Annotated in this window: 26 protein-coding genes; 18 read left to right on the top strand and 8 right to left on the bottom strand. The window is 57.3% G+C overall.

Annotation, left to right across the window (positions count from 1 at the left end):
• Positions 1-85: 85 nt before the first annotated feature.
• The 4 genes from QA646_RS28080 to QA646_RS28065 form a co-directional block, all read right to left on the bottom strand.
• Positions 86-1,150: an LLM class flavin-dependent oxidoreductase gene (locus tag QA646_RS28080; protein ID WP_283060999.1), complete on the bottom strand. Its 1,065-nt coding sequence runs from the start codon at positions 1,148-1,150 to the stop codon at positions 86-88.
• A 245-nt stretch (positions 1,151-1,395) separates the two neighbouring features.
• Positions 1,396-2,901 carry an SDR family oxidoreductase gene (locus QA646_RS28075; protein WP_283060998.1) on the bottom strand — a complete coding sequence of 502 codons (1,506 nt, stop codon included), beginning with the start codon at positions 2,899-2,901 and terminating at the stop codon, positions 1,396-1,398.
• Between the two features lie 109 nt (positions 2,902-3,010).
• Entirely contained in the window at positions 3,011-3,583 is a 573-nt protein-coding gene (locus QA646_RS28070; RefSeq protein WP_283060997.1) for a nuclear transport factor 2 family protein, read from the bottom strand.
• A gap of 474 nt (positions 3,584-4,057) precedes the next feature.
• On the bottom strand, positions 4,058-4,558 hold the full coding sequence (locus QA646_RS28065) for a hypothetical protein (RefSeq protein ID WP_283060996.1): 501 nt from the start codon (positions 4,556-4,558) through the stop codon (positions 4,058-4,060).
• A 56-nt stretch (positions 4,559-4,614) separates the two neighbouring features.
• Here QA646_RS28065 and QA646_RS28060 point away from each other — a divergent pair, with 56 nt between their 5' ends.
• A complete protein-coding gene (locus QA646_RS28060) occupies positions 4,615-5,352 on the top strand; it encodes an aspartate kinase (RefSeq protein ID WP_283060995.1) in 738 nt (245 codons plus the stop codon).
• Positions 5,353-5,429: 77 nt separating this feature from the next.
• Here the strand turns inward: QA646_RS28060 and QA646_RS28055 are convergent, their stop codons facing one another.
• The 3 genes from QA646_RS28055 to QA646_RS28045 form a co-directional block, all read right to left on the bottom strand.
• Positions 5,430-6,146, bottom strand: a complete 717-nt coding sequence (locus QA646_RS28055) for an SOS response-associated peptidase (RefSeq protein WP_283060994.1) — start codon at positions 6,144-6,146, stop codon at positions 5,430-5,432.
• 390 nt (positions 6,147-6,536) lie between these two features.
• Entirely contained in the window at positions 6,537-6,815 is a 279-nt protein-coding gene (locus tag QA646_RS28050; protein WP_283060993.1) for a CopG family transcriptional regulator, read from the bottom strand.
• 568 nt (positions 6,816-7,383) lie between these two features.
• Complete coding sequence (locus tag QA646_RS28045) at positions 7,384-8,247, bottom strand: isocitrate lyase/phosphoenolpyruvate mutase family protein (protein ID WP_283060992.1); 864 nt, start codon at positions 8,245-8,247, stop codon at positions 7,384-7,386.
• 730 nt (positions 8,248-8,977) lie between these two features.
• Between QA646_RS28045 and QA646_RS28040 the strand changes: the two genes are divergently transcribed.
• Entirely contained in the window at positions 8,978-9,517 is a 540-nt protein-coding gene (locus QA646_RS28040; protein ID WP_283060991.1) for a peroxiredoxin, read from the top strand.
• 76 nt (positions 9,518-9,593) lie between these two features.
• Entirely contained in the window at positions 9,594-11,036 is a 1,443-nt protein-coding gene (rpoN, locus tag QA646_RS28035) for an RNA polymerase factor sigma-54 (RefSeq protein ID WP_283060990.1), read from the top strand.
• A gap of 46 nt (positions 11,037-11,082) precedes the next feature.
• On the opposite strand, the gene QA646_RS28030 is transcribed toward rpoN, so the two are convergent.
• Positions 11,083-11,739 (bottom strand): nitrogen fixation protein NifQ, encoded by a 657-nt coding sequence (locus QA646_RS28030; protein ID WP_283061028.1) that lies wholly within the window; start codon positions 11,737-11,739, stop codon positions 11,083-11,085.
• Between the two features lie 475 nt (positions 11,740-12,214).
• On the opposite strand from QA646_RS28030, the gene QA646_RS28025 reads away from it, so the two are divergent.
• The 15 genes from QA646_RS28025 to QA646_RS27955 all read left to right on the top strand — a co-directional run bounded on the left by QA646_RS28025 (position 12,215) and on the right by QA646_RS27955 (position 25,415).
• Positions 12,215-12,535, top strand: a complete 321-nt coding sequence (locus tag QA646_RS28025) for an iron-sulfur cluster assembly accessory protein (protein ID WP_283060989.1) — start codon at positions 12,215-12,217, stop codon at positions 12,533-12,535.
• A 25-nt stretch (positions 12,536-12,560) separates the two neighbouring features.
• Positions 12,561-13,217, top strand: coding sequence for an iron-sulfur cluster assembly scaffold protein (locus QA646_RS28020; protein WP_283060988.1), 657 nt, complete (start codon positions 12,561-12,563; stop codon positions 13,215-13,217).
• A gap of 45 nt (positions 13,218-13,262) precedes the next feature.
• Complete coding sequence (nifS, locus tag QA646_RS28015; protein ID WP_283060987.1) at positions 13,263-14,489, top strand: cysteine desulfurase NifS; 1,227 nt, start codon at positions 13,263-13,265, stop codon at positions 14,487-14,489.
• 197 nt (positions 14,490-14,686) lie between these two features.
• Positions 14,687-15,070 (top strand): nitrogenase stabilizing/protective protein NifW, encoded by a 384-nt coding sequence (gene nifW, locus QA646_RS28010; protein WP_283060986.1) that lies wholly within the window; start codon positions 14,687-14,689, stop codon positions 15,068-15,070.
• Positions 15,071-15,252: 182 nt separating this feature from the next.
• Positions 15,253-16,104, top strand: a complete 852-nt coding sequence (locus QA646_RS28005; protein WP_283060985.1) for an electron transfer flavoprotein subunit beta/FixA family protein — start codon at positions 15,253-15,255, stop codon at positions 16,102-16,104.
• A 12-nt stretch (positions 16,105-16,116) separates the two neighbouring features.
• Positions 16,117-17,229, top strand: coding sequence for an electron transfer flavoprotein subunit alpha/FixB family protein (locus QA646_RS28000; protein ID WP_283060984.1), 1,113 nt, complete (start codon positions 16,117-16,119; stop codon positions 17,227-17,229).
• 10 nt (positions 17,230-17,239) lie between these two features.
• Positions 17,240-18,544 carry an FAD-binding protein gene (locus QA646_RS27995; protein WP_283060983.1) on the top strand — a complete coding sequence of 435 codons (1,305 nt, stop codon included), beginning with the start codon at positions 17,240-17,242 and terminating at the stop codon, positions 18,542-18,544.
• A gap of 12 nt (positions 18,545-18,556) precedes the next feature.
• Positions 18,557-18,856 carry a ferredoxin family protein gene (locus QA646_RS27990; protein ID WP_283060982.1) on the top strand — a complete coding sequence of 100 codons (300 nt, stop codon included), beginning with the start codon at positions 18,557-18,559 and terminating at the stop codon, positions 18,854-18,856.
• Between the two features lie 177 nt (positions 18,857-19,033).
• A complete protein-coding gene (gene nifA, locus QA646_RS27985) occupies positions 19,034-20,779 on the top strand; it encodes a nif-specific transcriptional activator NifA (protein WP_283060981.1) in 1,746 nt (581 codons plus the stop codon).
• Between the two features lie 223 nt (positions 20,780-21,002).
• The gene (nifB, locus tag QA646_RS27980) at positions 21,003-22,484 is read left to right on the top strand and encodes a nitrogenase cofactor biosynthesis protein NifB (RefSeq protein WP_283060980.1); all 1,482 of its coding nucleotides are present in this window, start codon (positions 21,003-21,005) and stop codon (positions 22,482-22,484) included.
• A gap of 33 nt (positions 22,485-22,517) precedes the next feature.
• On the top strand, positions 22,518-22,712 hold the full coding sequence (locus QA646_RS27975) for a 4Fe-4S binding protein (RefSeq protein WP_283060979.1): 195 nt from the start codon (positions 22,518-22,520) through the stop codon (positions 22,710-22,712).
• Positions 22,713-22,809: 97 nt separating this feature from the next.
• The gene (locus QA646_RS27970; RefSeq protein WP_283060978.1) at positions 22,810-23,133 is read left to right on the top strand and encodes a nitrogen fixation protein NifZ; all 324 of its coding nucleotides are present in this window, start codon (positions 22,810-22,812) and stop codon (positions 23,131-23,133) included.
• The gene (nifT, locus tag QA646_RS27965; protein WP_283060977.1) at positions 23,130-23,342 is read left to right on the top strand and encodes a putative nitrogen fixation protein NifT; all 213 of its coding nucleotides are present in this window, start codon (positions 23,130-23,132) and stop codon (positions 23,340-23,342) included. The genes QA646_RS27970 and nifT overlap by 4 nt, the downstream gene beginning before the upstream one ends.
• A 34-nt stretch (positions 23,343-23,376) precedes the next feature.
• Positions 23,377-24,258: an SIR2 family protein gene (locus tag QA646_RS27960; RefSeq protein WP_283060976.1), complete on the top strand. Its 882-nt coding sequence runs from the start codon at positions 23,377-23,379 to the stop codon at positions 24,256-24,258.
• A 248-nt stretch (positions 24,259-24,506) separates the two neighbouring features.
• Positions 24,507-25,415 (top strand): tyrosine-type recombinase/integrase, encoded by a 909-nt coding sequence (locus QA646_RS27955; protein WP_283060975.1) that lies wholly within the window; start codon positions 24,507-24,509, stop codon positions 25,413-25,415.
• The last annotated feature ends 3 nt before the right edge of the window (positions 25,416-25,418 follow it).

The following is a 25,418-nucleotide window of genomic DNA, read 5'->3' as shown; positions in this document are numbered from 1 at the left end:
AGGGCCGTTCGCCATGAAGCGAGATCGACGTCGGTCTATCCGAACGGCTCATCATCAAAAATTGCTCCGTGATCTCGGAACGTAGTTATCCGGTCACGGCGGGCGCGTGACCGAGCGACTTGTTGACAGCCGGGATGATCTTGTCTCCCCAGAGTTCGATTTGCCGCAGCATCGCCTGATGGTCGAAATCGCCCAATTGGCAGTGAATCGCGATCTGGGACGGTTTCAGCACACTAATCTCTTCCAGCAGGCGATCGATCACCCGGTTCACACTGCCGATTGGCAGATTGTCGCGCATCGTTTGAAACGAGAGATCCTGTTGGGTCGGGGTTTCCTGCAGCAGGTAACCGTCCTCACTTTGTTGGCGGCGCTGATGAAGCGCCTCAGATAGCCGACGCTGGAAACGGGCGTTGTCGAGATAGCTGTTGATCTCCGCCTCATTGTCGCTGGCATAGCAACAACGTAACAGCGAAATCTTGGCGTCCGTAACAGTCTTACCTTTTGACAATGCTGCGTTCTCGATGCTTTCGCGCAGCTTGCTCAATGTTTCCAAGCCATCGTGGAATGCTGTGACGAAAAGATTATGTCCCTCGCGATAAGCGCGGCCCATGTTGTATCCGGACGCGGTAGCAATCCAGATCGGTGGAGTTGGCTTCTGGATAGTCCGCACCGAAATCGCCGTCGGAGGTACCTTTATATATTGGCCATCGTGCTCAAAAATCTTTTGCTTGAGGCCCTTGAGAACGACGTCCAGATATTCCGAACAAATGGACGGCGCCTCATCGATTTCGACACCGAAGCGGTCAAACTCAAACTGCTGATATCCGGAACCGACGCCAAGCTCCAGGCGACCGCTCGAAACGATATCGGCGAAACCTATCTCGGAAAGCAGACGTTGTGGTTGATAAAGCGGCAATACGCAAACACCAGTGCCGAGGCGAATGGAGTTCGTCCGGCCGGCACAATGGGCAACCATCATCAAGGGCGATGGAACCAGGCTATAGTTGTTGAAGTGGTGTTCGGCAAACCACGCGGTGTTGAAGCCAGCTTGCTCCGAAAGGACTGCCTGTTCGATTGAGTTGCGGATGATGCTGGCGGGCGATTGATGATAGCCCCGCTGGGAAGCAAGGATGAAGGTCGCGAATTCCATAGCGTTGCCTCATTAACGTTGGGCCCGTCGGCAAATGGCCGATGGCTACGTGTCGTGGCCTCGGTCCCGATCCGCCTTTTTTTGGTATTCGAGGTTTCGAGACAGATCGCTTGCCGTTCGCCGGCCGCAAGTGCTCCCTCAAATTGTCAAATTCGATGATCTCTCGCATCCCATCTGGCAAATGGTGCCATTTTCGATCTCCCGTGAATGTTCTGATCGTGGGAGAATCCAATATCGCCCGACCTTCAGCCGTTGCCGACGTAGAGGGTCGAACCGTTGATGTATGAAGCATCTGGCGAAGCTAGAAAAAACGCGGCGTTTGCCATGCCTTCGAACTGCCCACCGCTACGGGCCGGGTTGCGGCGGCTGTTCGCTTTCCGTGCACTATCAGGTGTGTGAATGAAGCCAAGAGCAATCGTCGCAGTTCGGATGCCAACCGGCCCGAGTTCGGCCGCCATGCAGCGGGTCAGCATTTCCAACCCCGCCTTTGATGCGCCATACGCATGGCGCTGGGCAATCGTCAGGGAACGGTTAATTGATCCGACGTTCAGGATTACCCCGTCGGGCCGCATCGTCTTGATAGCCTCACGCGCGCAGGTGAAGGCACCGGTGAGGTTGACATCGATGACGCGCGCGATCTCGGCAGGCGTTTGCTCAACTCCCGACTCGCAGCTGTCGGGCCAAGCGGTACTGTTGACGAGGACCTCAAGCCGCCCGAACCGCGCCCGCACATCGTCGAACAGTGCTACCACCTCCGTTTCACTTGAGATGTCCACGGATTTTCCCATGTGCTCCCCGCCGAGGGATTTTGCGAGCTTCACCGCTGCGACGCCGTTTATGTCCGCAATTACGACGGTATCGCCGTTTGCTGCAAAGCGGCGAACAACGGCCGCGCCTATGCTGGTCGCGCCGCCCGTCACGAGAACGATCCGCTTATTGGTTGATTGTGGCGGGCGGGAAAGCTCGGCTAGTGGTATTTCGCTTACTCGCGGGTGCGCGTCGCCGGGCTGGTTGAAGGACATCCACCCCCCATCAATTGTCAGCACCGTGCCGTTGATGTAACGCGCATCCGGGCTGGCGAGAAACCGCACGGCTCGCGCAATTTCGTCCGGACGCGCCATCCGCCCCATCGGCACACGGCTACGCACCGCCGCCAAGTTCGTCTGGCCCGCGCGTTCCAATTTCGCAACCATCGGCGTGCGCACATAGCCTGGCGCCACTGCCGTCACGCGGATGCCAAGCGAAGCCAACTCGCAGGCGAGCGATTTCGTAACCGAGATAAGGCCCGCTTTCGAAGCAGCGTAGGCGTTGCGTTTTGGATTGCCAATTATGCCCGCCATCGAGGCGACGTTGATAATCGCAGCACCTGGCTGCATCCGCCGCGCCGCTTCGCGAGCCATGAGGAAGGGCCCGATCAGGTTTACCGCCAATGCGCGTCGGAAGTCATCGATGGGGGTCTCAGTGGTCGCGGCCATGCTGGGTCCCATCGCCGCATTGTTGACAAGAACGTCGATGTGGTCGAACTGCGCGTCGATCCGCGCATAAAGGGCAAGGATATCTTCTTCCCGCGAGACATCGAATTCAAGCCCGAGATCCGCCGCGCCGAAACCGCGAGCCAGTTCAAGCACGCCGCTGTCCGGGAGGTCTGCGGCAACAACTATGTCCCCGACAGCGAGATGAGCGTCGACGAGTGCGCGGCCGATCCCGCCTGCAGCGCCTGTAATGATGACGACGCGTCCTTGCTGTTTCATGAGGAATTCTCCTGACCGTTTCCCGGACCATGTTTTCCGGACAACCACCCCGGGATGGCAGTAGATTGAGAGGTCCATTCGGCCACCGACGAAGATTTAAAACCACTCATCACCGAGGTGTTTTCGCCATGTGGATCAGTTCTTCACGTTTTTGAAGAAAACGACGGTTCACGAGCGCGTAGACCGGATCGGCCGGATACGATGCCCCGATCGGCTGCCGGAGACCGAAACGCTCCGTCTCGGAGGTCACTGGCGCGGTTTGTTCCTCGAACCAATCGTAGACGACGGTCCGCTCGGCAATGCGCCACTCACCTTCTCTTTTCTGAAACAGATCGCAATAGCGGCCACACAAGAGAACCTGACGTATCGTCCTCGCGCCGTCCGGTCCCCGCTGCAGCGCAGTGAAGTAACTCTCGACGGTAGCCTCCGCCGGATCGATGAACTCGATCAGAACGTTCGTGATCTGATGGATATTGCGCGGTTCGGTCTTGAAGACACCCAGCGCGAACTCTATGAACCCCTCGGCGGAGCCGGAATAAGCGCCGTGATTGTCATGCGCATCGGGCCAGTACGCACTGCGCAGCGCCGCCTCGTCTGCCCGATCTATCCCGCGACAGTATCGATAAAGACAGTCGCGGATCGCCTCGCGATCAAGTAATTCGGTAATTTGTTCGTGGCACATCGCTTTGTCGCTAATTCCAGGTCGGGAAGAGGCATTCGTGCATTGATCGACGCGGCAACGACGCCAGGATGTTCGTAGCCGGCGGACCATCGAGGAGATGCTGCACTTTGCACCTGGTACGGGGTGGCCCGGCAATATGCTTCCCATCTATCAAACCGTCGTTTGGCTCAAGATCCGTAACTGCGCTCGGCCGCGGTTGAAAGTTATCGGGGATTTGGCCCCTCAGACCGTTCGCTCTCTTGGCTTCCATTGTTCTCTTCTTCGACGAAATCCATTTGACGATTTGATATGGTCCGCCTCCCCTCCTGCCGACCGGTACCGAATAATCATTTACCGGTCGGCATCGCCGTTACAGGCCCCACCACTTTCAAAGACAAATACTTTCAAATCTCATGCCAACGCGACTGGCATCGCCGGACGAGATGTCTTAGGGGCTTGATTTCAACTGCTTACGTTGGGAGCAGCGAGATTGACTTAACGAAGGCTGTGTCGGGCATCTGACAAATTGGACAGTGTTTGCGCTTGAATCTCCATAACGCGTTTTATCGCCTCTTTGAGACGTTTCGCTGTCCTCAGCCCTCGGGAAGAAACATGGACAAAGCTTTTGCCGGCTCCTTCTGCAAGGTTGGCACGGTTTTTGACGTTGTTCCGACGCACTAAGAGCCGCCGACCCATATTTCTCGCGTTGGTCGCCGCATGGAACGCCGGATCATGGAGGCCTGCAGCTAAATGAAGAGGCCCGTCAGTTTGAGCGTCGCGGACAAAGATGGAAGATCGCGGCACGTTCGAGACTTCTCCAATATCGTTCGGTGAAGAATTGCTGGGAAATGGTGGAAGAGCGACGTTTGGAATGCGACGAAACTTCTCGACGTTAGGTTCAACGTAATCGAGCTTGCTCCCCAAATGGCGTTGAACGGATGCAGTTGTACGCTGCGGGGTTTCATAAAGTCTCAGTTTCGCATCGGAATCTGACATCGAAGATCCCTGCAAACGCTCATGTGGCCTACACAGTGGAAGGGCGAGGTCCAGACATGTTCACCGAAAGTCTTCCCCCATGCGGCTTTTCCATAGTTGTGAAGTTCGGCGGGAGCCTCATGCATGATCTGTCGGCCTGTAGGACGGCTGTCGCGGAACTCGAGCGCTTGGTCCAGCGTGGACATCGAATTTTAGTAGTTCCCGGCGGGGACCTTCACGACAAGGCGATGGAGCGTGTTGACGACCTATCTGCTCTCGCACCGGTTTCGACCCGTCACGCGTGCGCTCTTGTCCAAGATCAGAAAGGAAATTCGCTGGCCAATCGTGCTTTCTCTTCGAAACTTGTTCCCTCTGCAACGTTGAGCGAATGTCGGAGCCTGGCAAAGGTTGGCAAAATTCCAGTTCTGCTTCCGTCGCGCATGCTCCCCACGACGGATTCGGTTGAATGGGGTTGGGACATTACGTCCGACGCTGTGGCCGCGTGGATTGCGTGGGTAACCAACGCTCCTTTATTGGCAATTCTTACCGATGTAGACGGCGTCTATCGAAATGGGGCAATTCACAATCCGGACGCGTTCATCGAGGAGATAGATGCCCACGATCTTGCGGAGCTTGGTCATGCGCCGGTCGATGCTTGTGCGGCCCATTTCATGTCCTTGCGAGGCGCTGCGGGGGTTATTATCAACGGCACGCATCCAGACCGGCTCCGTGATTGGACCGAGGGAAAGCATGTGAGAGCGACCTACATCACCACATTTCGCTACAAAGAAAGCGCCCCATCACGTTCGGCTTAGTCAACGACATTGCCGGCGTCAAACGGCCTGATCATGGTTCCTTCCTCCGGCACGTTCTTTCACAATATCGCCATCGATCACAGCAACGGCGGCTCCGGATCCTCGAAAGGCTCAATGATATCGGGGCGGTCATTTTTCGGCGAACCGACGTCCTTGCCGATCGGCCACATGGTCATAAGCTCGCTCGGGAACGGCCTCATCAGGTCATAGGGATCGGGCTCCGACGACAGCCAGCGCTCATAGTCTTCCGGATGCAGGATGACCGGCATGCGGTCGTGTATCTGCGCCATCATTTCGTTGGGTGCACAGGTGATGATCGCAAACGTCTTCTCATCGAGACCGGTATCCCGATTGCGGCGACTGGACCAGATGCCGGCAAGGGCAAAGGGCTCGCCCGACTTCATCGCGATCGCATAAGGCTTCTTGTTCTTGCCAGTCCCGTGCATGTCTTTCCACTCGAAAAAGCCATTGATCGGCACCAGGCAGCGTTTCGACTTGTAGGAATGCTTGAACATGCCGCTGGTCGAGATGCCTTCGGCCCTGGCGTTGATCACCGGCCGGCCGGCGTCCTTCGCCCAAGCCGGAATGAAGCCCCAGCGCGCCGAAGCGAACACCGGACCCATGACGTCCGGCTCTTGCACAATCTCCCGGATGATAATCGGATAGTCTTGCTGTGGTGCGCCGTTGTAACGCGGGAAGCTGTTAGACAGCGGCTCGACGTCTCCCGGCCCGGCGAAGGCGAAATTGGCGAGCAATTCCCGCAACGATGATCGGATATAGACACGTCCGCACATGGCTAAGCTGCCTCCCTCCCGTTAAGCCCCATGATCGCTTCATAGCATGTTTCGACGCGACAGGCTGTCTCGCAGGGGCTCCACTCCCAGGCCAACTGAGTTCATTTCACTTGGCTGTGTCCTCGGGCTTGTTTCATTCGCGAATTTTCTTCGCTAGCTTTTGGTAAGTCTCCTTTAAATCGATCATCGGGAATAAGGCGAGTCCGCAAATAAAGAGAATACCTAAGACGTTGCCGAGCGGTGTGTTTTCAAAAATGTAGATCACAAGAAGGCTAATCAGAAAGTACGGAATTAGGTACTTTTGATTGCTCTTCCAATTTTTGCGCTGCTCCGGCCCCCGGGTCCAACCATTCCCTTCTCCCATTATTTTTTATGTTCGGCGGCAGTACATCAGCCGTTCCCATCTTCATCCATCTCCCGTACCGGCAGATAGGCGTTCGTCTCCAGCCATCCCTTGATGATGTAGCGGATCATGTCGTTGCGGGTCTTGCCGAGTTCGTCGGCAATGCTGTCGATCGCTTCCTCAACCTCCCCATCTAAGGGGATCGAGCCGGCATTCCGAAGCATTAGGGCGGCCCGGCGCAACATGATCTGCAGATCGGCGCGGGACATGTCGCCGATGCGATCAGCGGCGTCTTCAAGCATGGCGGCGTGGTTGCGTGTCGTCATCCGATTCTCCTCTACGACGTGCTATCACGCCTCGAGCGAAGTCGGAACATATGCGCTGCGGAGATTGTTCCGCTGATGCGTTACCTTCGAAGGGAACTTTTGCGGCCGTCGTCGGCGAGGCAGCAATGGCCGACACGTGGTCCCACGCGATACGATCCAGTGCGGCACGAGCAATCTTACGAGGAAATAAGTTCCATATCCGCCGGCGCCGATCCAAGTAGGGCGACCGCACCAATGTAAGCCTCGCATGACTTCATGCTTGGACGGTTTACTGAAGATCTGGATTTTGAACACTCTATGATCGAGATAATTCGCAGTCACAAAGATCGCAGATTCGGCACTGTGCAGTCCCTTTGGCCAAGACCGTCGGCTCTGTCTGCTGGAAAACTGGCGAAGAACCGGCTGCGGCGCAAGTCGACCGGCAAGAGACGAAGTTTTGACCAAGCCGGCGATGGCAAGCGCCATGCAGGCAGAAGCGCTTGATCATATTCCATGCGCTGGGTGCCCCTTCAGCCGGACCGATTCTAATTACTTGCGAGGATAGATATCTACTTCCGCCGAAGGCGGTTCACCATAACGCGGCGGGATGGTCGTCGACCGTCGCTACCTCCTGCCCAATCGGCCCGGCGCTTGCTTCGGCGATGATCCAGTTGCAAGCGGCCCGCATGCCTGCGACCGCGGCCCGCATCGCGTGATTGACCCAGATGACATTGGATATCCCAGCCTCATGATGCACTGAAATGACTGTGCGGTAGTAGTTGGAGGGCGCAATTATGATCGGAAGCCGCTTCCACTCCTTTGCGAAGGTCAGAACCTCCTCCATTTTCGCCTCTCGCGAATGAATCAGGATTGCATCGGCGCCGGCGTTCGCATAGGCGTCCGCGCGCAACAGGGCCGCCTTGAGACCGTAACCGGCGATCAAGGCTTCGCTGCGGGCGACAAGCACAAGATCGTTTCCCGTCGTGTCCTTGATCGCCTTCAGGCGGCCGCAAAACACTTCGATATCGTCCAGCGGATGACGACGGCCGACAGAGGAATTCATTTTCTGGAAGCCCTTGTCATCGATGCACACACCAGATGCGCCATGTTGCAAAAGCTTTGCTGCCATCAACCGCGCGCTATTCATGCTCCCGAAGCCGGAGTCACCATCGGCCAGGATCGGCAGCCCGCTGGCATCCCCCATTCGTTCCAACACCTCCATCAGATGTATCCAACTTGCCTCCCCGACGTCGCGATAGCCGAGGCTCTTCGAAATGGACGGTCCAGACGCCCAGATGGCCTTAAAGCCCGCCTGCGTGGCGATCAGCGCAGAAAGCCCATCATACGCCCCCATCAGGTGCGTGAGGTTCGGCGAGGAAATCAGATCGCGGAGCGTTTTCGTCGGATCCTCAATCGCCCCGATGCTCTTTGGAACGAAAACCGTTTGATCCATATCATGCTCCTTCGGAAATCTGCCGGTGCCAAGCGCAGCGAAAAGAGCAACGACGCAAGTTGCGTGCCGGATGGGCGCAAACGGCCGTGCTACACGACCTGTCCGGGCAGGCAGCCCAGGCACTGCGATCCCTTCGTCCGTCTTCCAACATTCTTGTCCCGTTTCGAACATAAGAAGGTTGCGAAGGGACACGCGCGAGCGAACCTAATCGTCCAATCGCGATGACCCCTCCCGAACTTTTAATCTCACTGGGACCGGACACGCGGCCGTCTTGCCGAAGAGCTGGAGAGTGGTACAGGTCTTAATCTGGAGATGGTCGAGAACAACTGCGACGCGTCGGTCGGCGCTGCAAGAAGAGATGTCTCGGCAAATCGTTGCGCCCAAAAGCGCGAGTACCGCGGCCACATCAAAGCCTGCCGGCGTGCGAGTTGAAGGATCTGACACGACTTTCTGGAACGTTTCTGTATTTTTCGAATATCGGACGCTTCCCGATAACGGGCGACCAACCGATGTCACCGCGGCGGACGTCATTCGAGGCTCGGATATCTGGGTCAGCGCCGTTGTTCGAGGCGCTCCTACTCATGCCAGGGCTCGGCGCAGAAGTAGAATAGCTCTCTACCCTCAAGGCAATGGCACGGCGCTTGCTAGACCAGTATCTCGGCTGAGATCGAATACTGCGGCCGTAATCGCAAAACAACGCGTCAATTGTCTGTTATGAAGGAGCAATTGGATGACCAGCAAAAAGAAGGTTCCCTTCGTCACGTTCCGCACGCGTGTTCGCGACGAGTCCCTACCCGGACCGAATCCGTATCGCTGGAAAGACCAGACATCCGACGACTATTTCAGCGGCAAACGCGTCATCTTGTTTTCGCTGCCAGGCGCCTTCACCCCCACCTGCACCAACCAACAACTACCTGATTTCGAAAGCCTTTATGGGGAGTTTCAAAAGAACGGCATCGATGAGATTTACTGTCTCTCCGTAAACGATGCGTTCGTCATGAACGCCTGGGGCAAGTCCGTAGGACTTCAGAACGTCAAGCTCATCCCTGACGGCTCGGGAGAATTTACCCGCAAGATGGGCATGCTCGTCACCAAGCACAATCTCGGTTTCGGAATGCGCTCTTGGCGCTACGCGGCGGTAGTCGATGACGGCGAGGTGGAGCAATGGTTTGAGGAAGAAGGCTTCTCTGACAACTGTCAAACCGATCCCTATGGCATTTCGTCACCGCAAAACATCCTGGAAACGCTGAAGGCCTCGGCCGCAGCATAAACATCGGAATCAAAGCCTCATAAAATGAAAATTCGCGCGACTAAGTACCAAGATCGATAGGGGTTTCGCTCTTAGGATGCAGTATTTAGCAAACCTTCTCCAGCGCCAAAGGCAATCGCTGGTTATTACGCCTCAGCTCATCCAATCTATTCGCTTGCTGCAACTGGCGCACGGCGAGCTGCATCAGTTCGTTGAACAGGAATTGGAGAAGAACCCGTTTCTGGAGCTGGCATCAAGCGATGGCATCGCTTCTGACGATGTCGTTTCGAGCTCGGAGAATAGGCCCGACATTGCCGCGCAGGAGGGCAAGGTTGATGCTCCTACACGGGTCGACGCTCCAGAGCCACTTGGAGAATGGAAATCAATTCGGAATGGAGCCAATGCTTCGTCAGAGCAACTCCCTGGCTTCGAGGAGTTTGCTGCTTCTACCGAAACATTGCACGACGATGTCGCCCGGCAGATCGCCCTCACTGCATTGACCTCTCGAGATCGGCTGATTGCCGGTGCGCTTGCCAATCATCTGGAAAGCACTGGATATCTTCAGGTGGACCTATCAGAGCTGGCAGCATGTCTGGGTGTCCGCGAGGCTGAGGTTGAGCGGGTCCTCGCGACCTTGCAGCATTTCGATCCACCTGGAATTTTTGCACGAACTCTTCGCGAATGCCTCGAGATACAGTTGCGGCAGCGCGATCGGTTCGACCCTGCTATGGAAGCGCTGGTCGCCAATCTTGAGTTGGTTGCACAACGCGACTTTCGCGCATTGAAGCGGCGCTGCGGCGTCGACGAAGATGACCTTCTCGACATGTTGCATGAGATCCGTACGCTTGACCCCAGGCCCGGAAACCGATTCCAATCGGGACGACCGGAGGCCATCATACCGGACGTTCGGGTCTTGCCTTCGAACGCAGGCGGGTGGCAGATCGAGCTCAATCCCGACATGCTACCCAAGGTGCTCATCAACCAAACCTATTTTGCCGAAGTCTCCCGTCTGACCGCGCATGATTCCAAAGATCAGGCATTCCTCAACGAATGCTTCCAAAACGCGAACTGGTTGGTTCGCAGTCTCGATCAGCGCGCCAAGACGATCCTTAAGGTAGCGACCGAAATCGTCCGCCAGCAGGATGTCTTTCTGGAACGCGGCACTGCCTATCTTCGGCCTCTCAATCTTAAGACTGTCGCTGACGCGATCGAGATGCATGAGTCGACGGTGAGCCGTGTGACGTCGAATAAATACATGCTCACCCCCCGCGGGGTGTTCGAACTGAAGTATTTTTTTACGGTCGCGATTTCCTCCTGCGAAGGCGGCGAGGCGCACTCGGCCGAAGCTATCCGCCATCGCATCAGGGCAATGATCGCCGCGGAAACGGAGGACAGCGTGCTTTCCGACGACAACATGGTCGCCCAACTTCGGGAAAGCGGCATCGATATAGCGCGCCGCACGGTCGCAAAATACAGGGAAGGAATGAATATCCCCTCTTCCGTTCAACGCCGCCGCGAGATGCGGGCGGGATTTGTATAGACGCCGACCAAAGCGCTGACCATCTCGCACAGCTCGCAGAAGCGACTTAGCGACGGCCTTCATCCGTTTCGGGGCCGAAGCATGTTTCGTAATCACCGCATTCCTGACAGCTCGGAGCGGCGCACAGCGAAAAACCTTCGGCCTCGCAGAGCTTGCGGTAAAGGTACTTCTTCCACCTCATATTGTCGGTATTGCCAGCCGCCAGCGTCGGGAAATGCATAGCAAACAACCGCCCGAGCTCGGCCGGCTCGAGGAGTCCAAGGTCCTGCCAAAGATGGTCGTCGCGCAGGGCACGTCGCGCGATGATTTTAGCAAAGCGAGCACTGACTGGATCGTTTGGACGGGCATGCGAAAGTAGCAAGTCACGCAGGAGCCCCTCCTCCGTACCGAGTTCTGGATCGCTCGCCTTTTCCGGAAAGAAAGCGTCGATGAGCTTGGCAGGAAAATTCCTTGTAAGGATGTCCCGCAGCTCGGCGCGAGAAAGGCCGGTCGCCTCTGTCGCCGACGCCTGGCCAGCTTCGATCTCCTCCAGCGCTCGCGAAAAGACGCAGGCAAGCGCATATTCGTCAAAATCCATCTCCAAGTCCATTCGCAGCCACTGCCCGGCCTTGGATGACTGCAAGTGTTGCCACCGATCAGACATTCGTGCTCCGCGACTGATGCCCTTGCCCCTCAAAACCTGGAACTGATGCAGATCTGACACGGCGCTTTTGCTCCTTCGTTTTTCATCGATCAAGGTCGCCTGCAGCATTGACGGCCATGACGAGAAACCTCCAAAAACCATGCCAGCGTGGTCGGACAAACAGCGTAGGCACGGGCCTTTCGGGGTTATTTGAGCGATGTGATGAGCGTGCAAATGCAGAGCGGCCAACGCCAAATGTCGGCTCATCGACAAACCCGACAGTCATCGTTGGTACTCAGCCCTTTCCCCGGTGCGCCTGCTAGGAACGTTCTCCCACCTGCGATAACGGCCGCGGCGTGGAATGGCGCGGTGATCCTTTGGTGGGATTCTCGCATTCACCGGTGACTGCCCTTTTTTGATGTTTGACGTTCAACGATGTCGGAGATGCGCATATTGCCACTGGAAGATCCGAAGGTTCCTCAAGTGTTTTTCTGTTTGGCATGGCACATGCAAGGTCATTTGCGAATTTTGCCGACGACCAACGAGAACGACATTTATGATCACGCTCACAGACAACGCCGTCGCCGCCATGAGGATTGCACTCAGCCGAGCGGACGAGCCGGCCGAGGGCCTGCGCATCGCGGTCGAGACCGGTGGCTGCGCCGGGCTCAAATACAGGATGGGGCTTGAGAGCAGCTCACGCGAGGGCGACGCTGTCATCGAAACAGATGGGATCACGCTGTTCGTGGACGCGAGCTCTCAGCCACACGTCAACGGCATGACGGTGGACTTCGTTACACGGCTGGAGTCCTCAGGCTTTGTCTTCGACAATCCCAACGCAGCAGAGATGTGCGCTTGCGGCAAGTCCTTCGCCTGATCATCCCGAATTGGTGTGAAAAGTCATGCGGAAGTATCGCGACAAGCTCAAGAAATCGTCCTGCAATCACAAGGGCGCCCGCGGTCTGCAAACAGCCAATACTGAACGCGAGGTCGGCGCGGTCTCACGTGGGGATCTGGTTGAATTGACGATGGGCTTCGCCCGGCCGATGGACGCAATCAGTGTGGCAACATTGCAGACGCTCCGCAGCCGTTTCGCGATCACCTGCCCGGCCGCGTTGATCGATTATATCGTCGGCAAAGCCGCCCATGAAGCCCTTCGAATTATCAATCGCGACTTAGCGGATGGCGTCGATCGGCCGCCGTCCGGACGCTCACGATCACCGCTTGCGTCGTATCTGGCGCAAAGTCGTAGCCGGATCCCGTCACAAGCGTCAAAGGTGTCGAGGAAGCGACTGTTGCGGTCCCTGCGGCGTTGTTCGTTAAAGGCCTCATCAGGTCAGAGACGATTTTGTCGGCGGGCACAAAGGAAGGCAGCGCGCTCGAGGTCACAGAAACATCTTTGTAACCGATGGTCATTTTCGATGGGATGTCGCCAAGGATCGAGGACGCATGGGGCTCGCCTGAAACATGCCCACCATAATCTGAGACTGCCAAATGACGTCGCTACAGCGAATTCGACCAATCGAGCGCTGCCGCGATTGTTCTCGCTCCAGCGCTGAACGACGGAGACTATCGAGGTACTCCGCCAACTGAGGATCGCTTCCATGAGATCTGTCTATCTCGACAACAATGCAACCACGCGAGTCGATCCTGAAGTCGTACAAGCGATGTTGCCGTTCTTTACGGATCAATTTGCCAATCCTTCGTCCAGTCACAGTTTCGGCGCCTCGGCAAGTGCGGCGATAATGACCGCGCGCAAACAATTGCAAGCTTTGATCGGTGCGGAGTTCGAGCATGAGATCGTCTTTACGTCCGGCGGGACGGAAAGCGACAATGCAGCGATCCTGTCGGCGCTCGAGATCATGCCCGATCGCACGCAGATCGTGACGTCCGCAGTCGAGCATCCGGCCGTGCTGACGCTCTGCGCGCACCTTGAGAAGACGCGTGGCATAAAGGTGCACAGGATTCCAGTCGATCGGCATGGTCGCCTCGACCTGCGCACATACCGGGCAGCCCTCACCCCACATGTTGCACTCGTCTCGATCATGTGGGCGAACAATGAAACGGGCACGATTTTTCCGGTCGCCGACCTCGCTAAGCTGGCCAAGGAAGTCGGCGCTTTTTTCCATACAGACGCTGTGCAGGTGGTCGGCAAGCTTCCGATGAACCTGAAATCGAGTGCGATCGACATGCTGTCGCTCTCAAGTCACAAGCTGCATGGACCCAAAGGGATTGGCGCGCTTTGGGTAAAGCGCGGCGTACGCTTCGATCCGATGATCAAGGGGGGACATCAGGAGCGCGATCGGCGCGCTGGCACGGAAAATACCGCCGGCATCGTCGGGCTCGGCAAAGCCGCTGAACTTGCCTTGCGCTTCATGAACAAAGAGAACGGACGAGTAAGATCGCTGCGAGATCGCCTGGAAAAAGGGCTTCTGCAGCGCATCCCAGATGCGTTCGTCACCGGCGATAAGCAAAAGCGGTTGCCGAACACCTCCAACATCGCCTTCGACCAAGTCGACGGTGATGGCTTGCTGCTTCTTCTTGACCGCTATGGCATTGCCTGTTCTTCCGGCTCGGCTTGCACTTCTGAGTCGCCGCAGCCGAGCCATGTCCTGACGGCGATGAACATTCCCGATATCTCGAGCCACGGGGTCATCCGGTTCTCCCTGTCGCGTGACAATTGCGAGGAGGATATCGACCGTGTACTCGATGTTTTACCCGGAATCGTCGGCACTTTGCGAGATGGTTCCTCGTTTGGGCCGACGCCGCCAAAGCGCCGAAGACCTTTGGCTTTTCTGAAGCCGCCGGAGACGGACGGAAACCCCTCATGAAGCGGTTCGTATTTCTGACGACACGATTTGGCTTGGCGGCAGTAGGCGATGTTCGTCGCTTACGCGACGCAGAATAGTTCGGACTTGCCAAACCGCTTGAGGCCATAAGCGCGAGGACTTTTCCTGCGAGGTTTTCGCGACGGCGGATTCATCGCATCGGACGCACCGCAGCGCATCGTTCCAACGGGGAGAATGTTATGAACAGTTATTGCAACGTCAGCCCAAGCAGCGATACGGCCCAAATCCTCGCGCGATTGAAAAATCTGTCGGCGGCGGAGGAATTTTTCGCGCTGCTTGACGTCGCCTATGATCCCAAGGTGCTTGACGTCTCGCGGCTTCACATCCTGAAGCGAATGGGGCAATACCTCGCCGAAGAGGATTTCTCCGATCTTCCGGAACAGGTGATTGCGGCCAGGGCACGCGCCATCCTTGAACGCGCCTACGAGGATTTTGCGACGTCCTCGCCACTTGCGCACCGTGTCTTCAAGGTACTCAAAGACCACAGTCCGGCCACGCCCGCCCGACCGGGTCACACCTTCGTTTCATTCGATTCCATCCTGAAGCATTTCGACAAGGAATGAATGCGACATGGTTGTGGCTTGAACGATGTCGAGAAGCCGACAATAGCGGCTCCAGCGCCCGCAGGTCAGAAGAAAAAGGCGGAATTTCAAATGGATGTGAAATTCAAAAGCGTTGGCACAGATAGTGCTTTGATGGACATGAAGCGCGAAACCCGCCATTCGAACAGCAGCTAGGAGACCACATGCACGTCGTAGTCTGTATCAAGCAGGTGCCGGACTCAGCACAGATTCGCGTCCATCCGGTAACGAACACGATCATGCGCCAGGGCGTGCCGACCATCATAAATCCTTATGATCTATTCGCCCTTGAAGAAGCACTGCGGTTGCGTGACGTCCATGGCGGCGAGGTCACTGCGGTCACGATGGGCCCGCCGATGGCAGAGGATTCGTTGCGCAAGGCGCTTACTTACGGTGCGGATCGGGCGGTATTGTTGACCGACCGCTATTTTGCCGGATCCGATACCCTGGCGACTTCCTTTGCTTTGTCGCAGGCGATCGCAAAAATCGGCGAGACCTTCGGCGCCCCGGACATCGTCTTCACGGGCAAGCAGACGATCGACGGCGACACTGCCCAGGTCGGGCCGGGCATCGCCAAGCGCCTCGACCTCCTGCAACTCACTTACGTTTCAAAGATTTGCTCCCTCGATCTCGATGCGCGTGAAATTAAGGTCGATCGCCGTTCGGAAGGGGGGACGCAAATGCTGCAGAGCAGGCTTCCCTGCCTCATCACCATGCTGGAAGGCACCAACGAAATCCGGCGCGGCTCGCTTGATGACGCGCTACGCGCTGCACGCAGTCAGATCGTAAAATGGAGCGCGGCCGACGCCGGCATCGAGGACCTCAGCAAATGTGGACTGCGTGGTTCGCCGACGGTCGTCAAACGCGTCTTTGCCCCGACAGCAAGGGTGGAAAAGGCGGAGCAAATCACCACCACCGATAAGGCGCTGAGCGATGTTGCCGATGAGTTGATTGTCGAAATCTTCTCTCGTCAGCCGGCGCTCGAACACGAACTCGCCTTCGACGCCAGCGCATAACGGCAAGGAGCCATGACGTTGACCGCAAATCAAGAAACGCCGCCCCCTGCCGTCGGCCGCGCGGGTATGAAGAAAGAGCTGCCCGAGCAATTCAAGGACTACCGGCACGTTTGGGTCTTCATCGAAGTGGAGCGCGAAAATATCCACCCCGTCTCCTTCGAACTGCTGGGAGAAGGCCGCAAGCTAGCGGACAAGCTTGGCGTCAAGCTCGCAGGTGTCGTGCTCGGACCTCCGGGGGATGCCACGCAGCAGGCCATTGCAGAGGCGTTTGCCTATGGCGCCGACGTTGCCTATCTCGTGGAGCACCCCCTGCTCGCAGACTATAGGAACGAGCCCTTCACCAAAGCTCTGACAAATCTGGTTGCCACTTACAAACCCGAGATCCTGCTTCTGGGTGCGACGACGCTTGGTCGCGACCTTGCCGGTTCCGTGGCGACGACCCTGTTGACGGGGCTCACTGCGGACTGCACCGAACTCGATGTGGATGCGGACGGTTCGCTTGCCGCAACGCGGCCGACTTTCGGCGGCTCTCTATTATGCACAATCTACACGCTCAACTGCCGACCGCAGATGGCGACAGTGCGGCCGCGCGTCATGGCGATGCCGCAGCGCATGAACAAGCCGATTGGCTGCGTCATTCAGCATGGGGTCCCGATGCTCGAGGAGGAGATCGTCACCAAAGTCCTCGGGTTTCTTTCCGACGTGCAATCGACAAATTCCAATCTCGCCTATGCCGATGTGGTGGTGGGCGGGGGCCTTGGTCTCGGAACATCGGAGAACCTGAAGCTTGTAAAGAACCTCGCGCGGGTAATTGGAGCCGAATACGGCTGCTCACGGCCGCTGGTCCAGAAAGGCTGGATGCCGGCTGATCGGCAGATCGGGCAAACCGGCAAGACTATCCGGCCGAAGCTCTATATAGCGGCCGGGATTTCCGGCGCCATTCAGCACCGGGTTGGCGTCGGGGGGGCTGATCTCATTGTCGCGATCAACACTGACCCGAACGCGCCGATTTTCGACTTCGCCCACCTTGGCGTCGTGACGGATGCGATCCGCTTCTTGCCGGCCCTCACTGATGTTTTCACCCATCGGCTGTCGCCGCACAGTCGCGATAAGCTTGCGAATTAGGGGGACGGCTATGAGCGGGGAAAAGTTTGACGCTATCGTCATTGGCGCTGGCATGGCCGGCAATGCGGCTACTTACACCATGGCAAGCCGTGGCCTGAAAGTCCTGCAGTTGGAACGTGGCGAGTATCCGGGCTCCAAGAACGTCCAGGGCGCCATCATGTATGCGAACATGCTGGAGAAAATCATCCCGAATTTTCGAGATGATGCGCCTCTTGAGCGGCATCTCGTCGAGCAGCGCTTCTGGATGATGGATGACACGTCCCATGTCGGCATCCAATATCGATCGGATGACTTCAACGAGTCGACGCCCGAGCGCTACACAATCATTCGCGCCCAGTTCGACCGTTGGTTTTCGCGCAAGGTGCGCGAGGCGGGAGCGACAGTCCTGTGCGAGACGACTGCGACGGAACTTGCCCAGGAAGGCGGCAAGGTGATCGGTGTGCGCACCGACCGTAGCGGCGATGTCATTCTTGCGGACACGGTCGTTCTCGCGGAAGGCGCCAATGGGCTGCTCGGCGCACGGGCCGGTTTGCGTCGAACGCCCACATCGGAGAACGTGGCACTCGCCGTCAAGGAAATACATTTTCTGCCGGAAGACGTGATCGATCAGAGGTTCGGACTTCATGGCAACGAAGGCTGCGTGATTGAGGCAGCCGGCACCATCTCCCGCGGCATGGCCGGGCTCGCCTTCCTTTATACCAATAAGGAGTCGATCTCTCTTGGCATCGGCTGCCTCGTCTCCGACTTTGCTGCAACGTGCGAAAGCCCTTACGAATTGCTCGAAGCGTTCAAGAACCATCCCTCGATCAAACATCTGATCGCGGATTCGGAAGTCAAGGAATATGCAGCTCATCTCATTCCCGAAGGTGGGTACAAGGCAATTCCCGCGCTCTTCGGCGATGGCTGGGTCGTTGTCGGCGACGCGGCCCAGCTCAACAATGCCGTTCACCGCGAGGGTTCCAATCTCGCCATGACGTCAGGTCGCATCGCCGGGGAGGCGATTTTCGAGGTCAAGAGCCGCGGAGGTCGAATGACCAAAAGGAACCTCGCACTTTACAAGACAATGCTGGACGATTCCTTCGTCATTAAAGATCTCAAGAAATACAAGGACATGCCCGCCCTGCTTCATACCAATTCCCGCAATTTCTTCATGACATACCCGAAGTTGATGTCTGAGGCTTCGAAAAATTTCATGCGTGTCGATGGTACGCCGAAGATCGAAAATGAAAGGGCGACGACGGCCGCTTTCATAAAGGCGCGCTCGCGCTGGGGACTGGTCAGCGACGCGGTGCGCCTCGCAATGGCTTGGCGCTAAGGGAGAAATAGGATGACGGTTGCAGTGACGAAGTTGCGTGTGGAGGACAAGCTTTTCCAGAATCGCTATCTGGTTGATCCGGGACGCCCTCACATCAAGGTGCGGCCGCACGAGCATCCGAGTGCGAACCTTTTAGCGCTGACACGCATCTGCCCGGCAAAATGCTATGAGCTGAATGACAAAGGCCAGGTGGAGATTACCGCCGACGGCTGCATGGAGTGCGGCACATGCAGGGTGCTATGTGAGGCAAGCGGCGAGGTTATTTGGAACTATCCCCGAGGCGGCTTTGGTGTTCTCTTCAAGTTCGGGTGAACGACTTTATTATTAAACATCTCAAAAACACGTTATTTTGTCACAGCCAGGCGCTGCATCAATTTTGCCTGGAACCAGCTTGCAATTTCAGAAACTAACATTAGAGTTTCTACTTATACAAATAAGCACAAACTGTGGTTGGAATGCTGGCATTCTACACAGCTAGAGGTGTTGAAAATGACCCGCATCCTACGCGATTGCGTCGATGAAGTTGGACCTTTGCGTGGACAATCCAGCAAAACGCCTGAAGTCGGAATCTCCTGCACCGGGATCTACGAAATATCGAAGCTCCTGACGGCCGCTGCCCCGCTGGAGATTACGCTTGTCAAGGTCGCGAATATCCTCCCCACCTTTTTGCGGATGCGTCATGGAGCAATCGTTGTACTGGCGAGCGAAGGGGAGCCGGAAATTACCGCGTCGGCCGGAGTGACCGATCCTCGTCAATCCGGCGTTCGCCACATCATCCCGCAGGCTGCGATGGATCAGATCTTGATGACCGGACAGCCGCTGGTGATAAGGGAAACAAGTAAGTCCGAACTGTTTCAGGCTCCTCAACCGTCTTTGAGCAGTGACACGATCCCCATTACATTCATCGGGGTTCCTTTAAGGGCTGCGCACAAACTGGTCGGGACGTTATGGATCGACCGCTTCAGGGACAGCGCCACCGAGCTGCGTCATAACGAAGATATTCGCTTCCTCACCATGGTCGCCGATCTTATCGGTCAGACGATCTCGTTCCACCGAGCCCTGAGCACGTCGGGTCCGCAGATCATCCAGCTGCACCGGAAATCCGCCGAAGGGGGGCGGAATGATGCGAGCCAAAGTTCGCGAGCCAAAGTCGACTGGATCGTCGGAGAAAGCCCCGCAGTCAGGCAGGTGTTGGAAATCGTCTCTGCCGTGGCGATGACGAATACTACAGTGCTTTTGCGGGGTGAAAGCGGCACTGGCAAGGAATTTTTCGCACAGGCCATTCATGAGCTTTCCCCTCGCAGGAAGAAGTCTTTTGTCAAACTAAACTGCGCCGCGCTGCCTGAAGGTGTCCTGGAATCGGAACTCTTCGGACATGAAAAGGGCGCTTTCACCGGCGCGGTCTCTCAGCGCGCAGGGCGTTTCGAATTGGCAAATGGCGGAACGCTGCTCCTTGATGAAATCGGCGAAATTTCGCCTGCCTTTCAAGCCAAGCTTTTGCGCGTGTTGCAGGAAGGGGAGCTGGAGCGGGTCGGCGGAACCAAGACCCTCAAAGTCGACATCAGGCTCATATGCGCAACCAACAAGGACCTCGAGGCGGCTGTCGCGAATGGCGAGTTCAGAGCCGACCTTTACTATCGCATCAATGTCGTGCCGATCGTCTTGCCACCGCTCAGAGACCGGCCCGGGGACATTCCGCGTCTTTCAAAAGTCTTTCTCGACCGCTTCAACCGGGAAAACAATCGCGAACTCGCCTTCACGCCGCCGGCACTAGACCTGATTTCGCAATGCTATTTCCCTGGAAACGTCCGCGAGCTCGAAAATTGCGTGCGACGGACGGCGACTTTGGCGCGCTCAAAGACGATCGTTCCCTCGGATTTTGCGTGCCAGAACAGCCAATGCCTTTCGGCGCGTCTTTGGAAAGGAGATGGCGGCAGCCGTGACGGTGAGGCTATCGATGAGCTCACTCGGAGAGGAACGATGCCGGCGGTATCGCCGCTCTCTACCCAACCAGGCAGCGTCTCGCATTCGGAGGTAGCGCCCCTCAAGGCCTGCGATCCCAATGGTCCGGCGTGCCAAGCCCTATCACCGCGCCTTACAGAGCGGGACCGGCTGATCGAGGCAATGGAGAAGGTCGGATGGGTTCAGGCCAAAGCGGCTCGTATGCTCGGCCTCACGCCCCGTCAGGTCGGCTATGCTCTGCGCCGGCACAATATCGAGGTGAAAAAGTTCTAAGCCTGTCGTTTGTCAGGTCGAAGATGCCCTCCGTCCGCGTGACAAGCCGCGTCGAATTCGCGACGTGGTCCATGTGCCGATTGTCAGGAACGAACGAAACCGTGCGTAGCAAGTGTATTCAATCGGACGTGAAAGGCTAAAACGCCTGACATGAAACAATTTCTAGCACTGGCATAGGTCTTGCAGTTTGAACTGCAATTTTCACCAGCCACGGAATTGCTAGATGACCGCATCGTTGATTTCGCTTGATAGCTCGGCCAGCGCCAAAACTTCGGACCGTAGGCTGGCTACCGCGAAGTCCGAGAGCTGCAAATCCTCATCCTGCGGCTCGCCTGCAAAACCGGATGACATGGATGCAGCGATCTGGAAGAAGATAAAGGATCATCCCTGCTATTCAGAAGAAGCACACCATTATTTCGCGCGCATGCACGTCGCCGTCGCACCGGCTTGCAATATCCAGTGCAACTACTGCAATCGCAAATATGACTGCGCAAACGAAAGCCGGCCCGGGGTCGTCTCGGAAAAGCTGACGCCAGAGCAGGCGCTATGCAAAGTCATTTCGGTCGCCAACGAAGTGCCGCAGCTTTCGGTCGTGGGCATCGCCGGCCCGGGCGATGCGTGTTATGACTGGAAGAGAACCAAGGCGACGTTCGAAAAAATTGCCGCGGAAATTCCCGACATCAAGCTGTGCATCTCTACTAACGGTCTAGCATTGCCAGATCATGTCGACGAGCTTGCAAGCATGAATGTCGATCACGTGACCATCACAATCAACATGGTCGACCCGCAAATCGGCGCAAAGATATATCCTTGGGTTTTTTACGACCACCGGCGATACACCGGCATCGAAGCGGCCGAAATCCTGCACAAGCGCCAGATGTTGGGTCTGGAGATGCTGGCGGCGCGCGGCATCCTCATCAAGGTCAATTCGGTCATGATACCCGGCGTCAATGACGAGCACTTGATCGAAGTGAACAGATGGGTGAAGGAGCGCGGCGCTTTCTTGCATAACGTGATGCCCCTGATTTCGGACCCGGCGCACGGCACTTACTATGGTCTGACCGGGCAACGCGCTCCGCGGGCAATCGAATTGAAGGCGCTTCAAGGTCGTCTCGAAAACGGCGCCAAGCTGATGCGCCATTGTCGGCAGTGCCGGGCCGATGCCGTCGGCCTTCTGGGCGAGGATCGGGGCCAGGAATTCATGCTCGACCACATACCCGACGCAGTCTCCTACGACGACCGCAATCGCGCGGCATACCGCGAAGTAGTCGCGCGGGAGAGAGGCAACCACGCAGCAGCCAAGAGCGAGGCGATCGAAATGGTCAAAGCAGTAGGCCCTGACGGGTCGCTTCACGTCGCGGTAGCGACCAAGGGCGGCGGCCGTATAAACGAACATTTCGGCCATGCGAAAGAGTTCCAGATTTATGAAGTCTCTCCGGCAGGAATCACCTTCGTGGGCCATCGCAAGGTCGAGCAATATTGCCGCGGCGGTTGGGGTGACGACGCTACACTCGAGGGTGTGATCGTTGCGCTCGAAGGGATCGACATCGTGCTCTGCGCCAAGATCGGAGATTGCCCTAAAAAGCGACTGGCGGACGCCGGCATTCGAGCGATGGACTCTTATACGTATGAGTACATCGAAACCGCCATCAGCATGGTTTATGCCGCCCAGTTTGGCGTTGACCCGCTGACAGGGACGGCCTGAACTGTTCATTTTAAACCGCCTCAGGAGTTGATAATGGCCTTCAAGATCATCGCATCCCAATGCACCCAGTGCGGAGCCTGCGAATTCGAATGTCCATCAGGTGCGATAGAACTGAAGGGCGATAACTACGTGATCGATGCGGAAAAGTGCACAGAATGCGAGGGAGCTTTCGAGACGCAGCAATGCGCATCGGTATGTCCGGTACCGAAGACCTGCGTCCCAGCTTGATCGCCTGCTCGCTGGTCGCCGAAGGCAATATCTCCTCCAAAGGACATTTTGAAACCCGCGGCTAAGCAGACCAGTTTCAAGAAAGTGAGGCACCACCGTGGGCCCAGGACGCGAACAAGAGGTGGAAATCGGCTCTCCACCGCGATTTCTACCGGGCGAGCGGGTTCGTGCCACGCGTCACATAAAGAATGACGGCACCTATCCCGGCAAAGACGTTAGCGAAAACCTGGTACGGAAGGGCGATGAGGGTTATGTGCGCGACATCGGCACCTTTCTCCAGCAGTTCTATATCTATGCGGTCGAATGGGTGGATCGCGGCACCATCGTCGGTATGCGCGCGCGTGAACTGACGAGCCTCGACAAAGCCGCGGCAAGCATTGCCGAAACGGCTACCAGCGCCAAAGAAGGAATAGCCCCGTGAAAGTGATAATCCGCAGAACCGGAACCGGCTTGTCGGCATATGTTTCCAAGAAGGATCTCGAAGAGCCGATCATTGCCATGGAGAATGAAAATCTATGGGGCGGGTGCGTGCTGCTTAGGAATGGGTGGCGGCTTGCCCTGCCCGATCTGCCGAAGGACACGCGCCTGCCGATTACGGTCGAGGCAAAAAAGATATCTGAGGAGGACTAGACGCTGGTAACGAACGACAAAAGGCGAGAGCGGCATGACCGCGCTTCTTGAATCTGATGATCTTTTGGTCTGCCAGGGCAATCACGCCAAAAAGCAGCTTCATTTGCTGAAGGAAGCGCTCGCCGCAGACGGCATAATCCCGTATCTCGGTCCCGGGCTTCTCCGGCAAAGTTCGGCGCCGCCGACTGTACCGGACGGACCTGAAGCCGTTGCAGCAGCTCTTAACGCACGGGCGACAGCACCTTCCAAGATACGCAGCAACATGTGGTCGGTCGCACAGTTTATCGAGCAGCGCCGACATCGTCGGACGCTTCAAGCCTGGATGGCGGAGATATTCGCCCCCTCCCAGCCGCCGACTGTCCTCCACGCCTGGCTTTCAACGCTACCACTCTCGCTTATCATCGATAGCTGGTACGACGGGACGATGCGCGCGGCTCTCGTGGCGAACGGCCGAACAGACGTGGTCGAGATGCAAGGCGTCACGCGGGCAAATGAGAACCGGGACATTTGGACGAAAACCTACGATTTGTCTGGGAAAGAACTCGACGCCGGCCCCACGGCAATAACGGTTCTTTATACGCCTCACGGAAGCGTTCGCCCCGCCGCTAATTTTCTCGTGTCAGATGCCGACTATGTCGAAGTTTTGACCGAGATCGATATCCAGACGCCGATCCCCGAAATCGTCAAGGAACGGCGGACCAACCGCGGTTTTTTCTTTCTGGGCTGCCGCTTCAACGATCAGATGTTACGCATCTTCGCCCGCCAGATCATGAAGCGCTCCAACGGCCCACACTTCGCTGTGATGGATGCCGAAACCATGACCAAGAATGAACGCCGCTTCTGCACGGAATGCGCCATCACCCTGATTGACCTGCCGATTGACGAAGTTGCGGCCGGTCTTGTCGATCCGGCATAGCTGCAGGCGCGAGCCAGGCTCCGCAAATCGCATGTCGACCGACGATCATAAAGTCTTGTTGACGTTACGTGGAATTCGGCAGCAAAAGCACCAATAGCCAAGGTCTGCTTTGCGCCCGGAGAACGAACCCGCTGCGCGGGAGGGCGTCTGCGGTTGAGGTAGAGGGCACAGGCTGGAGGTTGCGCCTGGATTGAACGTCGTCCGGCAAGGGCGGAGCATGACGAGCTTCTTCAAAAAGGAGCCTGACCATGCAGCACCCCCATCTCGACACGCGCGTCAGCCCGCTACGCCAGCGGTTGATCGACGACATGAACATGCGGCGTTTCTCACGCGAAACGCAGCGCAACTATCTCCGCGACATCGGACGCCTGGCGACCTTCCTCGGGCGTTCACCAGACACGGCGACCGCCGACGACCTGCGCCGGTTCCAGATCCAGCAGCAGGAGGATGGCGTTCCCGTTCCGACGATGAACAGCATCGTGTCGGCGCTACGCTTCTTCTTCACCCAGACCCTCGACCGCCCGGACCTGGCGCGCAGGCTCGTCCGGCTGGCGCATCCGCGTAACCTGCCTGTGGTGCTGAGCCGCGACGAGGTTGCCCGGTTGCTCAATGCCACCACCTGCCTCAAGCACCAGGCAGCATTGTCGGTCGCCTATGGCGCCGGCCTACGTGTTGCGGAGGTGTCGATGCTGAAGGTCGCCGACGTCGACAGCGAGCGGATGCTGCTGCGCGTCGAGCGTGGCAAGGGCGGGCGCTATCGCAATGCCATGCTTTCGGAGGACCTGCTCACCCTGCTGCGCCAGTGGTGGAAGGTGGGGCGGCAGCAGGGTGTGATGCATCGCGACGGCTGGTTATTCCCTGGCCAACACGCAATGAAGCCGATCAGCACGCGGCAGCTCTATCGGATCGTCGTTGAGGCGGCCCAGGCCGCCGACATCGCCAAGCGGGTCGGGCCGCATACGCTGCGCCACAGCTTCGCCACCCACCTGCTGGAGGACGGCACGGACATTCGGATCATCCAGGTCCTGCTCGGGCACGCAAAACTCAACAACACCGCCCTCTACGCCAAGGTGGCGACTAGGACGGTCCGCACAGTTACGAGTCCGCTCGACAAACTCGGCCTGTTCAAGCCGGAAGAAGCCTTCCCCGACGGCTGAGCC

Origin of the sequence: Rhizobium sp. CB3090 (assembly GCF_029714285.1) — a bacterium.
Lineage (GTDB): Bacteria > Pseudomonadota > Alphaproteobacteria > Rhizobiales > Rhizobiaceae > Rhizobium.
Note: the sequence above shows the minus strand (reverse complement) of the source record. Positions and strands in the feature narration are given on the sequence as shown.

Excerpts from the sequence above, each read along its gene's own strand:
- QA646_RS28060 (WP_283060995.1), top strand. The coding sequence starts at position 4,615 with ATGTTCACCGAAAGTCTTCCCCCATGCGGCTTTTCCATAGTTGTGAAG.
- QA646_RS27975 (WP_283060979.1), top strand. The coding sequence starts at position 22,518 with ATGGCCTTCAAGATCATCGCATCCCAATGCACCCAGTGCGGAGCCTGC.
- QA646_RS28055 (WP_283060994.1), bottom strand. The coding sequence starts at position 6,146 with ATGTGCGGACGTGTCTATATCCGATCATCGTTGCGGGAATTGCTCGCC.
- QA646_RS27960 (WP_283060976.1), top strand. The coding sequence starts at position 23,377 with ATGACCGCGCTTCTTGAATCTGATGATCTTTTGGTCTGCCAGGGCAAT.
- QA646_RS27995 (WP_283060983.1), top strand. The coding sequence starts at position 17,240 with ATGAGCGGGGAAAAGTTTGACGCTATCGTCATTGGCGCTGGCATGGCC.
- QA646_RS28045 (WP_283060992.1), bottom strand. The coding sequence starts at position 8,247 with ATGGATCAAACGGTTTTCGTTCCAAAGAGCATCGGGGCGATTGAGGAT.
- QA646_RS27955 (WP_283060975.1), top strand. The coding sequence starts at position 24,507 with ATGCAGCACCCCCATCTCGACACGCGCGTCAGCCCGCTACGCCAGCGG.
- QA646_RS28070 (WP_283060997.1), bottom strand. The coding sequence starts at position 3,583 with ATGTGCCACGAACAAATTACCGAATTACTTGATCGCGAGGCGATCCGC.
- QA646_RS28065 (WP_283060996.1), bottom strand. The coding sequence starts at position 4,558 with ATGTCAGATTCCGATGCGAAACTGAGACTTTATGAAACCCCGCAGCGT.
- nifS (WP_283060987.1), top strand. The coding sequence starts at position 13,263 with ATGAGATCTGTCTATCTCGACAACAATGCAACCACGCGAGTCGATCCT.
- QA646_RS28050 (WP_283060993.1), bottom strand. The coding sequence starts at position 6,815 with ATGACGACACGCAACCACGCCGCCATGCTTGAAGACGCCGCTGATCGC.
- nifW (WP_283060986.1), top strand. The coding sequence starts at position 14,687 with ATGAACAGTTATTGCAACGTCAGCCCAAGCAGCGATACGGCCCAAATC.
- QA646_RS27990 (WP_283060982.1), top strand. The coding sequence starts at position 18,557 with ATGACGGTTGCAGTGACGAAGTTGCGTGTGGAGGACAAGCTTTTCCAG.
- QA646_RS28020 (WP_283060988.1), top strand. The coding sequence starts at position 12,561 with ATGCGGAAGTATCGCGACAAGCTCAAGAAATCGTCCTGCAATCACAAG.
- QA646_RS28080 (WP_283060999.1), bottom strand. The coding sequence starts at position 1,150 with ATGGAATTCGCGACCTTCATCCTTGCTTCCCAGCGGGGCTATCATCAA.
- nifA (WP_283060981.1), top strand. The coding sequence starts at position 19,034 with ATGACCCGCATCCTACGCGATTGCGTCGATGAAGTTGGACCTTTGCGT.
- QA646_RS28005 (WP_283060985.1), top strand. The coding sequence starts at position 15,253 with ATGCACGTCGTAGTCTGTATCAAGCAGGTGCCGGACTCAGCACAGATT.
- QA646_RS28025 (WP_283060989.1), top strand. The coding sequence starts at position 12,215 with ATGATCACGCTCACAGACAACGCCGTCGCCGCCATGAGGATTGCACTC.
- rpoN (WP_283060990.1), top strand. The coding sequence starts at position 9,594 with ATGCAGTATTTAGCAAACCTTCTCCAGCGCCAAAGGCAATCGCTGGTT.
- nifB (WP_283060980.1), top strand. The coding sequence starts at position 21,003 with ATGACCGCATCGTTGATTTCGCTTGATAGCTCGGCCAGCGCCAAAACT.
- QA646_RS28040 (WP_283060991.1), top strand. The coding sequence starts at position 8,978 with ATGACCAGCAAAAAGAAGGTTCCCTTCGTCACGTTCCGCACGCGTGTT.
- QA646_RS28000 (WP_283060984.1), top strand. The coding sequence starts at position 16,117 with ATGACGTTGACCGCAAATCAAGAAACGCCGCCCCCTGCCGTCGGCCGC.
- QA646_RS28075 (WP_283060998.1), bottom strand. The coding sequence starts at position 2,901 with ATGAAACAGCAAGGACGCGTCGTCATCATTACAGGCGCTGCAGGCGGG.